Origin of the sequence: Streptomyces sp. NBC_00483 (assembly GCF_036013745.1) — a bacterium.
Classification (GTDB): domain Bacteria; phylum Actinomycetota; class Actinomycetes; order Streptomycetales; family Streptomycetaceae; genus Streptomyces.
In genome coordinates, this window is sequence record NZ_CP107880.1 from 10,125,250 (window position 1) to 10,138,664 (window position 13,415).

Here is a 13,415-nt window from a genome sequence, read left to right on the forward strand (position 1 = left end):
TGTGAGCCCGTGATCCTTCCCCAGATCCGCGACCCCCGCTTCATCACGCTGCGCCGCGGAGGGACGCTCACGGACGACGACCATCACCTCCTGGCCCTGTGGGCTGCCGACTGTGCCGAGCATGTACTGCCGCTGTTCGAGGCCGTGGAGCCGGCCGACCCACGGCCTCGCCAGGCCGTCGAACAGGTCCGTGCGTGGACGCGCGGCGAGATCAGGATGTCGGACTCCCGGTCGGCGGGCGGCCACGCGATGGCCGCCGCCCGGGTGCTGAGCGGGCCGGCCCGCCACGCGGCGTTCGCCGCGGGACAGGCCGCCGTGGTCGCGCACGTCGCCGCGCATGAGCTGGGCGCGGCTGCCTACGCCATCAAGGCCGTTCGCGCGGCGGCGCCCAAGGACGAGGCCGAGAAGGCGGGCCGGGACGAGTGCCGATGGCAGCGCGACCGGCTCCCGGACGCCATCCGCGCACTCGTCCTGGACGACCAACGCCTGCGCAACGACATCTGCTGGTCGGTCTTCGACTGCTGACGCCGCGTCAACAGCAGCTGTGCACCGCGTGCTCGGGCCGGTGCCACCAGTACCGTTCGAGGACGGGGCCCTGCGGCACGTCCTCGGCGGAGGCGCTGCGCAGCACCGACGACGAGGTGGCCGCACCGTCCGAATCCTCCGTGCTCTTCGCACTCTTCGCACTCTTCGCCGAGGCAGGCGCCCCGTCCGCGACCAGGTCGGACACGTCGTGCACCACGCCCCCGGCGACCACCGTGCGGACCGCCGCCGCGGCGGTGACGTCCTTCAGCGGATCGCCCTCCACCAGCACCAGGTCGGCCAACTTGCCCGGCTCGATCGTGCCCAGATGCGCCGTCGCCCCCAGAGTGCGGGCGCCCTCCGCGGTCGCCGAGCGCAGGGCGTCGGCGGGGGAGACCCCGTAGCGGACCATGGCCTGCACATTGAGGTGGTAGTAGACCGCCGGAGGCACCAAGGGGCTGTCCGTGCCGACATGGACGTGCGCCCCGCCCTCGATCAGGCGCCGTACGGTCGCCCCGTGCCGGGACACGAAACCCAGTTCGGCCGTGGGCTCCTCGGCCTGCGCGGCCCGCACGCCGTCGCGGAACTCGTCGTACGACTCCGTGGGCAGCAGCGCCTTCAGACGCGCGTCGTCCAAGGCCCACCCGGCGTACCGGTACAGCGCCGCCCGCACCGACGACAGGCCGAGTCCGGAAAGGCCGAGCGTCGGGGTGAAGGCCATGCCGGACGCGATGAGTGGAGCCGTGACGTCGTCGTAGGAGTGCCCGAGGTGGGTCTCCTTCTGGCGGCGGCCGTAGCGGCTGGTGCCGCCCACGTGTTCGGCGCCGTCGGCCCCGAGAGCCAGCGGCCCGAACAGGTAGTGCGAGGTGGCGGGCAGGCCGAGCCGGTGGGCGCCGGCGATGGCCTCCGCCTGCATGTCGTACGGCAGCCTGACGTACGTCTTCACCAGGTCGTGCCCGAGCGCCTCGTGCTTGTCCAGCTCGCGCCGCAGCTGCTCGCGGTCGGTCACGGGGCGCGCGGAGGAGTAGTACACCCGGGAGCCGTCGATCAGCTCGCCGGCCGTGAAGACCCGGGGCCCGACCCGCCGCCCGGACTCCACGGCCTCCTTCGCCTCCACCAGGTGGTAGTGGCCGCTGCCGGGCGAGCGCACCGAGGTGATGCCGAACGCCAGCCACAGCCGGGACGTCGCGTCCAGCTCCCACGGACCGTGCTCGTGCGCGGCGATCATGCCGGGTATCGCGGTCAGTTCACCCGCCTTCACCACCTTGTCCCCGGAACGGACGGCCGTCGTGCCGGCCTCTTGGACCGCGGCGATACGGTCGCCGTCGAGGACGATCTCGACGTCGCGGCGAAGCCGGGACCCGGTGCCGTCCCACAGCGCGCCGACGCGCACCACCGTGCGCCCGGTCGGCTTCGCCGGACGCCACGTCAGGTCCAGGGGGACCGCGGCGCCGTGTCCGCCGCGCGCGTCCGCGATCCGCAGCCGGCCCGCCGACAGGTACAGGAGTGAGCGTGCGTCGCCGCTGAAGGAGGGGAAGTCGGCGCTCTCGCTGTTGACGGTGCGGGCCTTGCCCGCGGGCAGCCCGGCCGCGTCCACCGGCACCACGCGCAGGGTGCCGTCCACGACGCAGGCCAGGTGCTTGCCGTCGGGGGAGTACACCGGGCCCGCGTACTCCCGATTGCCCAGCGAGGAACCAGGAACGGGATCGCTGTAACGCGCCTCGCCGGTGGCGAGTTCGACGGTGAGGACGCGGTTGTGGCCCTCCCTGAAGCGCGGGGTGACGGGCGCGAGCGCCGCCAGCGAGACGCGGCTGCCGTCGGCGGTGAAGGAGGGGCGGCCGGGCGCGTTGAGCGGTCCGACGACCTTGCGGACGGCGCCGCTCTCCACATCCAGGGTGTGCACGCTGGAGTCGGCGACGAAGGCGACGGCCGACCCGTCGTGGCTGAACGTGGGCAGCGTCGCGCCGCCCACGTCGGTCAGGCGCCGGGTCCCGCCGTCGGCAAGGGTGCACCGCCACAGTTCCTGTGTGCCGGAGCGGTCACTGACGTACACGAGGGAGTCCCCGTCGGGGGACCAGGTCGGCGACGTGTTGTGGTGTCCGTCGGAGACCACCGCCCGGGGCCGGCCGCCGCGGCGCATCACCCAGATGTCACCGAGCGCGGCGAACGCCACGCGCTTGCCGTCCGGGGCGAGTTCGGGTCCGACGATGCCGCGCACGGGCCGGGCGGCGGTGGAGTCGAAGTCCCTGGCCGTGGGGCGCTCCTCGACGGTGGGCACCTGCACGTCGGCCGTGAACGGAATGTCCTTCACCGCCTGCGTGCCGAGCGAGCGGCGCCGGATCTTCCCGTCCGCCGTGTACAGCAGCTCGTCCGCGCCGACCCAACGCACCGGCAACGGGAAGACGTCCTCGTCCGCGCCGGAGACCGCGTCGCCGTCCACGACGACGGAGGTTCCGGCGCTGGTCAGGTGCACGTAGGCGAGCCGCCCGCCGTCGGGGGAGAGGGAAGGGCCCGCGACGAAGCCGGAGTCCACCTTCGCGAGGACCTTGCGGCTGCCGTCGGCCTCGACCCGCTCGATCGTCTGCGGCGCGCTGTCCTTGCCGGAGGTGAACACGATGGACTTGCCGTCGGGGGCCCAGGCGGGCTGCGCCTCCTGTGCGCTGCCATCGGTCCAGACCCGGCGCTCGCCGCCTTCGGCGGACAGTACGTGGACGGCATAGCGGCTGCCGGTCTCGACGGCGCAGGCGATGCGCGTGCCGTCGGGGGACCAGCAGGGCTCGCGGTGATCGTCGCCACCGTCGGTGAGTTGACGCAGTCCGTGCCCATCGGCACCGACGACCCACAGATGGAAGCCACCGTCGGTGTAGGCGGAGAACACGATGTGCCGGCCGTCGGGCGAGTAGTCCGGCTCGACGGCCTCCAGCGCGCCGCCGGTCAGCCGCTCGGCGTCGCCGCCCTCGGCCGGCACCGTCCACAACGTATTGAGCAGGTCGAACACGACGGTGCCGCCGTCGGGCGACAGCGCGGCCGAGCCGTTGGTCATCCCGGTCACCGTGACCGCCGCGCGTCTCCCGGCGGCCGCCGCACCCGACGCGGACGCCACCGCGCCGCCCGACCCGACCAGCGCGGTCCCGGCGGCGACGAGGCCGCTCCGCTTGACGAAAGCACGGCGTGTGAAAGCCACAGTCGTCCAACCTCCCGAAGATCAGCAACAGTTGACGGGAGGCTATGCACACCGCGCGTCACAGCGTCCGCACGCGCGGTAGATGTGACGTGAAAGTAATGCGCTGCCGCCGCGGCTCCACGTAGCGGCGAACCCGGCCCCGAAAAGCCTTCCGTCGGGCGGAAGCCCTGGTGACCCGGCGGGATCGCTACGGCACAATACGGCGCCCATGAGCCACCGTCAGCCGGTCCCCGCGCACCTCGCCAACCTCGACCTCAACCTGTTGGTGACCCTCCGTGCGCTGCTGCGCGAGCGCAACGTCACCCGCGCCGCCCGGCAGCTGGGCGTCACCCAGCCCGCCGTCAGCGCCACGCTGTCCCGGCTGCGCCGGCACTTCGGGGACGAACTGCTCGTGCGGGTCCAGGGCTCCTACGTGCTGACGCCGCTCGCCGCGCAGTTGGCCGGGCAGGCCGAGGCGGTGTGCGCGGCGGCCGAGCGGCTCTTCGCGACCGGCCGAGCCTTCGATCCGGCCACCACGGAACGGGAGTTCACGCTCCTCATGGCCGACTACCCGGCGAGCGTCCTGGGCCCCGCGCTGTCCCGCCTTTTCGACCGGGAGGCGCCGCACGCGGCGCTGCATCTGCAACTCGTCAGGGAGACCATCGGCAGCGGCGCAGGAGAGACCATCCGGCTCGTCGACGGCATGGTCTCGCCGCCCCTCGGCCACTTCCGCACTCCGGGCGTGGCCTCCGTCCCGCTCTTCACCGACCGCTGGGTCTGCCTGGTCTCCGCGGGCAACCCGCTGTGCGAGGCCGGGGCGTTCGGCATCGAGGACCTGGCGCGGCAGCCGTGGGTCGTGCCGTACCACCGCGACGACGGCTATCCGTCGGCCGCCCCGGCGACCCGGCAGCTGACCGCCCTCGGTATCCGGCCGCGGATCGCCGTCCGCGTGGAGAGCTACCGCGCCGTGCCCGACTTCGTCGCGGGGACCCGCAGGGTGGCCCTCGTGCCCGAGCGCCTCGCCGCGCCGCTGACCTCCGTGCACGGCCTGCGCACACTGAACTGCCCGGTCCCGCTCGACCCGTTGGACGAACACCTGTGGTGGGACGCGAGCCACGACGAGGACCCCGCACACAGCTGGCTGCGCGACCTCGTGGTCCGGGCGGCAGCCGGCATCGCACCATAAACGCCGTTGATGGTGGCCAGTCGAACGCTCTATTGACCTGGGCATTCCCCCCGGCGACGGGTGCTCCCTACGGTGCGCAGGAGCGGTGGGAACCACACACACCCGCACCACACACCTGCATCGCACACCAGGCCGCACACCCGCACCCCCTCGCACCGGGAGACCTCCATGCCCCATGCCCTGACCGAGCTGAAGGTCCGCACCGTGACCAGGCCCGCGGGCGCCGCCCGACACGACCTCGACGCCGATGTCTGCGTGGTCGGGGCGGGTGTCGCCGGCGTCTCGGCCGCCGTGGAGAGCGCCAGGCTCGGCCGCGACGTCGTCCTCGTCGACAGCCTGCCCGTGCTCGGCGGGCAGATGGTCAACTCGCTGATCGGCCTGTTCTGCGGCGTGTACGGCAACGGCCCGGACTACCGGCAGCTCACCCACGGCATCTTCGACGGGATCTTCGCCGACCTGGGAGCCTCCGGCGATCTGCACCACAACCGCAGCCACACCATGACCGTCAGCTACGACGAGGTGGCCCTCGGCCGGTGGGTGGAGCGGCGCATCCGCGAACTCGGCATCCGCGTCGTGCTCGGAGCCTCGCTCACCGGCGTCGAACGCGAAGGCCGGCGCATCAACGCCGCTTCCTTCGCGACCCGTTACGGCCCCGTACGCGTCGCCGCCCCCGGCTTCGTCGACGCCAGCGGCGACGCCGCCCTCGCCTGGGAGGCCGGACTGCCCTGCCGGGTTCCGGAGCGCACGATCTACGGCTCGCAGCAGATCGTCCTGGAGCACCTCGACGAGGAACACAAGCCGGGCCGCGAGGAACTCGCCGAGCGCGTCCACGGCCAGGCCGCCGACTGGGGCCTGATCCGCCGCGACGGCCTCGCGTTCTTCTTCCCCGGCCGAGGCACCGCCGTACTGAACATGACCCACGTCCCCGCCCCGCTCGACCCGGTCGAGGCGTCGTCCGCCCAACTCGACGGGCGCGAACAGGCCGACCGCGTGGTGGAGTTCCTGCGCGCCGAGTTCCCCAAGGCGTTCGGCAGGGCGAAGGTCCGCTCGTACGGCTTCCCCGGGCGGCGCCAGACCCGCTGGATCAAGGGCGTCCACCAGCTGTCCCTCGACGAGGTCCGCGCCGGCACCCGCTTCGACGACGCCGTCGCCCGCACCGCCTGGCCCGTCGAACTGCACGACCGCGCCGACGGATACGTCTGGGAGACCTTCGGACCCGACCACGTCCACTACGTGCCGCTGCGCTCCCTGCTCTCGCCCGACTGCGACAACCTCGCCGCCGCGGGGCGCTGCGCCGACGGCGACGCCGCCGCGCTGTCCAGCGTCCGCGTCATGGGCCCCTGCGCGGCGATGGGCGCGGGCGCCGCGCACGCCCTGGACCTCGCCGGGCCCGACGGCAGCGTGCACGCCATCGACCTCTCCGCCCTGCGCACCCGCCTTGCCGCCAACGTCGACGACTGAGGGAGCCCGCTCATGACCGACCTCCGCAGCAACTACACCCCGGGAACGTCCCCGTGGGCCGTCCGCAGGGCCCAGTGGCGGGCCCTCGGCCTCACCGACGAGGACATGGCCAAGCCGAAGATCGCCATCGTCAACTCCTCGTCCCAACTCGCCACTTGCTACAGCCACCTCGACGCCGTCGCCGCTGCCGCCAAGGAGGCGATCGACGCGGCGGGCGGCATCGGCTTCGAGATCCGCACCGTCGCCCCCAGCGACTTCATCCACAGCGCGGGCGGCCGCGGCGGCTACATCCTCTTCGCCCGCGACCTGATCAGCCACGACATCGAGGCGGCCGTCGAGGGCGCCCAGCTCGACGGCATGCTCACCCTCGCCTCCTGCGACAAGACCGCCCCCGGCCAACTGATGGCGGCGGCCAGGCTCGACCTGCCGACCGTCGTCGTCGGCTGCGGCTACCAGCCCTGCGGCACCTTCGCCGGACGCCACTGCGACATCGAGGACGTCTTCCTCGGCGCGGGCCACCACGCCCAGGGCCGCATCACCCTCGACGAGCTGACCGGCATGAGCGAGAACGCCGTCGCCGGGCCCGGTGTCTGCGCCGGCATGGGCACCGCCAACTCCATGCACATCGCCTGCGAGGCCCTCGGCATGGCACTGCCGGGCTCCACTCCCGTGCTCGCCAACAGCCCGAAGATGTGGGACGACGTGCGGGCCGCGGGCAGCCGGATCGTCGACCTCGTACGGCAGGACCTGCGTCCGCGCGCCCTGCTGACCCGCGAGGCCTTCGAGAACGCGGTCACCGCCATGCTCTCCGTCAGCGCCTCCATCAACTCCGTCAAACATCTGCAGGCGGTCGCCGAGGAGGCGGGAAACGGCGTTGATGTCTACGGACTGTACGAACGCCTCGCGGACCGGGTGCCGCTCCTCGCCGCCGTGCGGCCCAACGGACCCGTATCCATCGAGGAGTTCGAGGCGGCGGGCGGCGCGGCCGGGCTGCTGTGGCAACTGCGCGACCTGCTGCACACCGACGCCCGCACCGTCACCGGACGCACCCTCGGCGAGGACCTCGACGGCCGCGGGCCCGCCGACCCCGAGGTGATCCGCCCGCTCACCCGGCCGCACGGCCGCCGCCCCACGATCGTCCTGGTCCGCGGCTCGCTCGCACCCGCCAGCGGCATCGTCAAACTCGCCGTCGACGAGGAGCGCCCGCCGTCGTTCACCGGCCCCGCCAAGGTGTACGACACCCCGCAGGACGCCCTCGACGGGCTCAAGGCCGGCGACGTGCGGCCCGGACAGGTACTGGTGCTGCGCGGCCTCGGCCCCACCGGCACACCCGGCATGGGCATGGCCTCCCGGCCCGTCTTCGCACTCGACGGCGCCGGACTCACCGGCAAGGTCGCCGTCGTCACCGACGGGCAGCTCTCCGGCCTCGTCAACAAGGGCATCGTCGTCGGCGAGGTGTCCCCGGAGGCCGCCGCGGGCGGTCCTTTGGCCCTGGTGTGCGACGGCGACACGATCTCCGTCGACCTCACCACCCGCCGCGCCGACCTGCTCGTACCGGACGAGGAACTGGCCGCCCGCACCCCCGTCACCGCGTACGCGGACGGCGGACGCGGCTGGCTGGCCGTCTACCGCCGCACGGTCCGCCCCCTGCAACAGGGCGCGGTCACGCTGGAGGAAGGAAGCACGTCCCCGTGAAGCTCAGCGACACCGACAAGGCCCTGCTCGACGGCGCCGAGGGCCCCGCCGCCGCGGCCGCCATGGACCTCCTGGTCCGCTACGGCCGCGCCCTGGACGCCGAGGAACTGTGCGACGTGCGCAACGTCGCCGGCACCATGACGCAGCCCTCGCCCGCCAAGGCCCGCCTCGTCAAGGAAGGCGGCTGGAACAAGGCGTACGCCGTCCTCAACCTCGACAGCGACGACGACTTCGCCGTCCCCGACATGAAGGTGCCGACCTGCCAGCTCCAGCAGAGCTTCGGCCCCGACGCGCAGGGCACCGCTCCCTACCCGAAGGAACTCGTCGAACTGCAGACGGACGCCGAGGCCTTCTACAGCAGCAAGGGCGTCAGCATCCTCGCCACCTGCACGCCGTACCAGGTCGGCAACATCCCCGTACGCGGCGAGCACGTGGCCTGGATGGAATCCTCCGCGGTCGTCTACGCCAACTCCGTGCTCGGCGCCCGAACCAACTGCGAGGGCGCCGCCTCCACCGGAGCCGCCTCGCTCACCGGCCGCATCCCGTGCTGGGGCAACCACCGCGCCGAGAACCGCCACGGCACCCACCACATCGATGCCCGCACGCCGATCTCCGGGGCGCTCGACTGGGGCATGCTCGGCTACTTCGCGGGCGGCCTCGTCCAGGAGGAACGACCGGTCGTCACAGGCGAGTTGGCCCACCCTGACCTGCTCGACCTCAAGCACTTCGGAGCGGCCGCCGCCTCTTCCGGCGGCGTCGAGATCTACCACCTCCCGGGCATCACCCCGGAGGCGCCCGACCTGCGGACGGCCTTCGGCGGGCGCGCCGTGCCCGAGGCCGTGCCGTACGGGGAGCGCGAGCGCCGAGCCGTCTACGAGGACCTCAACTCCCAGGGCGACAGCACCGACGTCGACTTCGTGCTCCTCGGCTGCCCGCACGCCTCCCTGGACCAGGTCCGCGACACCGCCCGGCTCCTCGAAGGGCGGCGGCTGCACTCCTCGACCCAGCTGTGGCTGATGGTGCCGCGCGCCCTGCGGACCGTCGCCGACCGCAACGGCTGGACGGCGACCATCGAGCGCGCGGGCGCCCGCGTCCTCACCGACTCCTGCCCGGCGATGTCCCGTTCGGCGCCGCCCGGCACCCGCGTCTTCGCCACCGACTCGGCGAAACAGGCCCACTACCTGCCCGCGATCCTCGGCATCGAGGCCTGGTTCGGCACCCTCGCCGACTGCGTCGACGCGGCCGTCACCGGCACCTGGAAGGGAGAGCTGCGATGAGCGCCCCGAGCGTCGTCCTGCACGGCAGGACCGTCGTCCCCGGCGTCGTGGAGGGCGAGGCACTGGTGTCGCCCGAGACGATCTCCGGCTGGGGCGGCATCGACCCGGCCCGCGGCGTCGTGATCGAACGCCGGCACGCCCTGTACGGCGTGTCGTTCGCGGGGAAGATCCTGGTCTTCCCCGGCGCCAAGGGTTCCTCCGGCTGGTCCGGCTTCTTCCAGGCCACACGGCTCGCCGGCACCGCGCCCCTCGGCATGATCTACACGACGACGACCAGCAAGGCCGCGCTCGGCGCCGTCGTCACGCGCGTCCCCACCGTGACCGATCTGGACCGCGATCCCCTCCTCGCCATCCGCACCGGCGACCGCGTCCGCATCGACGCCGAGCACGGCACCGTCACGGTCCACCCCGCCGCGCCACCGTCCCCCGAGGAGACCCCGTGAGAGCCTCATCACCCGTCGTGGAGCTGGCCCCGGTCATCGAGCGCCAGCACGCGAGCCGCCGCTGGCTGCTGATGTACGCCGTCTGCTTCGTGATCACGTTCCTCGACGGATTCGACTTCCAGATCCTGTCGTTCGCCGCCACCTATATCCGCAAGGACTTCGACCTCACCGGCACCCAACTGGGCACCCTGGGCACGGTCGGTCTCTTCGGCACCATGATCGGCGCGCTGATCATGGGCTACCTGGCGGACCGGATGGGACGGCGCCCCACCATCACCATCTCCGTCGCGGGCTTCGGCATCTTCATGATCGCCTTCGCCCTGGCGGACACGTACGGGCATCTGTTCGTGCTGCGCTTCGTCTCCGGACTTTTCCTCGGTGGCGTGCTCCCGCTGACCTGGGCGCTGGCGGCCGAGTTCGCGCCGAAGCGGTTCCGGGTGACGTCCGTCGCGATCATCATGGTCGGCTACACGCTCGGCGGGGCGGCCGGCGGCCCGGTCTCCAACTGGCTGATACCGGAACACGGTTGGCGCACGGTGTTCGTCGTCGGTGGCGTGTGCTCGCTGCTGACCCTCGCCGGGGTGCTGACGCTGGTGCCCGAGTCGGTGCGGTTCCTGGCGCTGAAGTCCCGCCCCGGCAGCGACGAGCGCATCGCACGCATCCTCGTCCGCTTCCAGCCGGGCCTGTCCTTCGAGCCCGGGACCCGCTTCACCGCCGAGACCCCGGGGCAGGCGTTCGCGGGGAAGCGGTTCACCCCCGCACAGCTCTTCCGCGGCCACCTCGCCGCCATCACGCCCCTGTTGTGGCTGGTCTACCTGCTGTCGTCCGCGCTGATCTACTTCCTGGTCTTCTGGACGCCGATGATCAACGAGCAGATGGGCTTCAGCGTCAGCGCCGCCGCCACCATCGCCGCCCTGGCCAGCGTCGCGGGCGCCGTCGGGCAGCTGTTCATCAGCCGTTTCGTCGACAAGAAGGGCGCGGGCACGATTCTGTGGATGCCGCTGGCCGCCGTCGTCTGCATGCTCGTGCTCGGCAGCGGCGTGCTCGCACCCGCCGTGTACGTCGGCTTCGTCATCGGCGCGAAGATGTTCGTCAACGGCGGGCACGGCGGTATCACCAGCATCGCGGGCACGTTCTACCCGACGGAGATCCGCGCCAACGGCGCAGGCTGGGCGTCCTCGGTCGCCAAGGCCGGCGCCATGCTGGGGCCCTGGCTCGGCGGCGTCATCCTCGATGCCGGCCTCGGGGCACAGGGCGCGTTCAGCATCTTCGCGATCTGCCCCGCCGTGATGGTCCTGGTGCTGTTCGTACTGGGCCGGGTGCAGCGCAGGATGCCGGCCGACGCCGAGGGTGCGTTGAGCGCTGCGGCGGTGGAGGCGGCGCCCGTCGCACCGGTCACCCCGTCGTCGCGGGCAGACTCGTCCCCGGCCTGAGTGCGGAGGAACGGCGAAAGGGGCGGGCCGGAGACACCGGCCCGCCCCTCATCTTCCTTGCCTAGGCACTCACTCCGCACGCTTGAACTGCAGCGACTCCCCGACAGCGCCCGTCCGCCACAGGTCCTGACACGCCTCGGCGAGCCGGTCCAGGCCCTCGACGACCGTGCCCCAGACGATGCCGGGAACCCAGCCCTGGTCACCGTTGATGAGGAGGTTGTTGCGCTCGTAGAACAGGGCGAGGTCGACGACGATGTCGCGCTCCGCGTGCGCGGCCTGGTTGCCCTGCTGCTCGGCGGCGGCCTCGTAGCCGTAGGAGGCCGTGCTCATCTGGGTGTTGGAGAACGTGAAGTAGCACAGGTCGCCGGGGATCGGCGTGATCGTCGGGTTCTCCAGCGGGGGCTCCTGCGGGGCGAACGCCGGCACCAGGGTGTAGATCTCGTTGCGCGCGTACTTCGCGTGGTAGACGTCGCTGCCCAGCGGCAGGGCGTTCCAGATCGCCTCGCAGGTGATCGGGGCGCGGTCGTCGAGCAGCTTGGCGGTGGCGGTGACGCCGCGCTTGGGCAGGGAGACCTCGATGAAACGGTCCATGGGTGTCGTCGCTCCGGTCTGATCGGTGATCAACGTAGGGGGAAGGTAAGCCGGTTGGGGCCCGCTCAGCCGAGCGGCATCGCCAGGTAGCGCGTCTCCAGGAACTCGTCGATGCCGACCCGGCCGCCCTCACGGCCGAGGCCCGAGGCCTTGACGCCGCCGAACGGGGCCGCGGGGTTGGAGACGACGCCCTTGTTGAGGCCGACCATGCCGGTCTCCAGACGCTCGGAGAGCCGGAAGGCGCGCTCCAGGTTCTCCGTGAACAGGTAGGAGACCAGGCCGTACTCGGTGTCGTTGGCCGCGGCGACGACCTCGTCCTCGTCGGTGAAGGTGAGGATCGGGGCCACGGGGCCGAAGATCTCCTGGCTCATCAGGGCGGAGTCGGGGGAGACGCCGGTGAGGACGGTCGGCGTGTAGAAGTAGCCCTCGCCCTCGGCGCGTTCGCCGCCGGTCAGGACCTTCGCGCCGCGCTCGACGGCGTCGGCGACCAGTTCCTCGACCTTGCCGCGGCCGTCCTCGTCGATCAGCGGACCGACCGTGACGCCGTCGTCGGTGCCGCGGCCGACCGCGAGCGAGGCCATCCGGGCGGAGAGCTTCTCGGCGAACTCGGCGGCGACGGACTCGTGCACGTACAGGCGGTTCGCGGCCGTGCACGCCTCGCCGATGTTGCGCATCTTGGCGGCCATCGCACCCTCTACGGCCTTGTCCAGGTCGGCGTCCTCGCACACGATGAACGGCGCGTTGCCGCCCAGCTCCAACGACACCCGCAGCACGTGCTCGGCGCTCTGCTCGATCAGGAGCCGGCCGACGGCCGTGGAGCCCGTGAAGGACAGCTTGCGGATCGTGCCGCCGCGCAGCAGCGGCTCGACGACCTCGCCGGGGCGCGACGTGGTGAGCACGTTCAGAACGCCTGCGGGCACGCCCGCGTCGGTCATGATCTCGGCGAGCTTCAGCATCGTCAGCGGCGTCTGCTCGGCCGGCTTCACGATCATCGTGCAGCCCGCCGCGATCGCCGGGCCGATCTTCCGGGTGCCCATGGCGAGCGGGAAGTTCCACGGCGTGATCAGCAGCACCGGGCCGACCGGGCGCTTCATCACGACGAAGCGGTCCTTGCCGTCGGGGGAGGCCTGGTAGCCGCCCTCGATCCGGACGGCCTCCTCGGCGAACCAGCGGAAGAACTCGGCGGCGTACGCCACCTCGCCGCGCGCCTCGGCCAGGGGCTTGCCCATTTCGAGTGTCATCAGGAGGGCGAGCTCGTCCTGGCGCTGCATGAGGAGCTCGTAGCCGCGGCGCAGGATCTCGCTGCGCTCGCGCGGCGCCGTGGCCGCCCAGGACTCCTGCGCGGCGGCCGCTGCCTCGGCGGCGGCGCGCGCGTCCTCGGCGCCCGCGTCGGCGACGGTGCGCAGCTCACGGGCGAGAGAGGGGTCCTCGACGCCGAAGGTCGCGCCGGAGGCCGCCGGGCGCCAGCTGCCGCCGATGAACAGTCCGTCGGGCACGGAGGCGACGACGGTCCGCTCGCGCTCTGTCTGCTGTTCGGTCACTGCACTCACTTCGACTCCCGTGGTTTTGAAACTCCCGGCCCGGCTCACTCGTGGACAGCCGCCGAATTGCATGCTTGCATGAGTGTAGGTTGTTGACAATCCT

10 protein-coding genes are annotated in these 13,415 nt (G+C 72.2%); 7 read left to right on the forward strand and 3 right to left on the reverse strand.

Translation table 11 applies throughout. From position 1 onward, the window contains the following. The first annotated feature begins 9 nt into the window (after positions 1-9). Complete coding sequence (locus OHA73_RS45220) at positions 10-525, forward strand: putative immunity protein (protein ID WP_327658352.1); 516 nt, start codon at positions 10-12, stop codon at positions 523-525. Positions 526-532: 7 nt separating this feature from the next. Here the strand turns inward: OHA73_RS45220 and OHA73_RS45225 are convergent, their stop codons facing one another. After that, positions 533-3,706, reverse strand: a complete 3,174-nt coding sequence (locus OHA73_RS45225; RefSeq protein WP_327658353.1) for an amidohydrolase family protein — start codon at positions 3,704-3,706, stop codon at positions 533-535. Positions 3,707-3,914: 208 nt separating this feature from the next. Between OHA73_RS45225 and OHA73_RS45230 the strand changes: the two genes are divergently transcribed. The 6 genes from OHA73_RS45230 (at position 3,915) to OHA73_RS45255 (ending at position 11,180) form a co-directional block, all read left to right on the forward strand. Further along, a complete protein-coding gene (locus tag OHA73_RS45230) occupies positions 3,915-4,871 on the forward strand; it encodes a LysR family transcriptional regulator (RefSeq protein WP_327658354.1) in 957 nt (318 codons plus the stop codon). Between the two features lie 168 nt (positions 4,872-5,039). Next, complete coding sequence (locus OHA73_RS45235) at positions 5,040-6,332, forward strand: FAD-dependent oxidoreductase (RefSeq protein WP_327658355.1); 1,293 nt, start codon at positions 5,040-5,042, stop codon at positions 6,330-6,332. 12 nt (positions 6,333-6,344) lie between these two features. Continuing rightward, positions 6,345-8,027, forward strand: coding sequence for a dihydroxy-acid dehydratase (gene ilvD / locus OHA73_RS45240; protein ID WP_327658356.1), 1,683 nt, complete (start codon positions 6,345-6,347; stop codon positions 8,025-8,027). Next, complete coding sequence (locus tag OHA73_RS45245; RefSeq protein ID WP_266725352.1) at positions 8,024-9,304, forward strand: aconitase X catalytic domain-containing protein; 1,281 nt, start codon at positions 8,024-8,026, stop codon at positions 9,302-9,304. Before ilvD ends, OHA73_RS45245 begins: the two co-directional genes overlap by 4 nt. After that, positions 9,301-9,747, forward strand: coding sequence for an aconitase X swivel domain-containing protein (locus OHA73_RS45250; RefSeq protein WP_267073090.1), 447 nt, complete (start codon positions 9,301-9,303; stop codon positions 9,745-9,747). The genes OHA73_RS45245 and OHA73_RS45250 overlap by 4 nt, the downstream gene beginning before the upstream one ends. Then, entirely contained in the window at positions 9,744-11,180 is a 1,437-nt protein-coding gene (locus OHA73_RS45255; protein WP_327658357.1) for an MFS transporter, read from the forward strand. Before OHA73_RS45250 ends, OHA73_RS45255 begins: the two co-directional genes overlap by 4 nt. A 69-nt stretch (positions 11,181-11,249) precedes the next feature. Here OHA73_RS45255 and OHA73_RS45260 read toward each other — a convergent pair whose 3' ends face one another. Both OHA73_RS45260 and OHA73_RS45265 read right to left on the reverse strand, forming a co-directional pair. Then, complete coding sequence (locus OHA73_RS45260) at positions 11,250-11,771, reverse strand: DUF3830 family protein (RefSeq protein ID WP_266725357.1); 522 nt, start codon at positions 11,769-11,771, stop codon at positions 11,250-11,252. Positions 11,772-11,836: 65 nt separating this feature from the next. Next, a complete protein-coding gene (locus tag OHA73_RS45265; protein ID WP_403722490.1) occupies positions 11,837-13,321 on the reverse strand; it encodes an NAD-dependent succinate-semialdehyde dehydrogenase in 1,485 nt (494 codons plus the stop codon). Positions 13,322-13,415 lie beyond the last annotated feature (94 nt).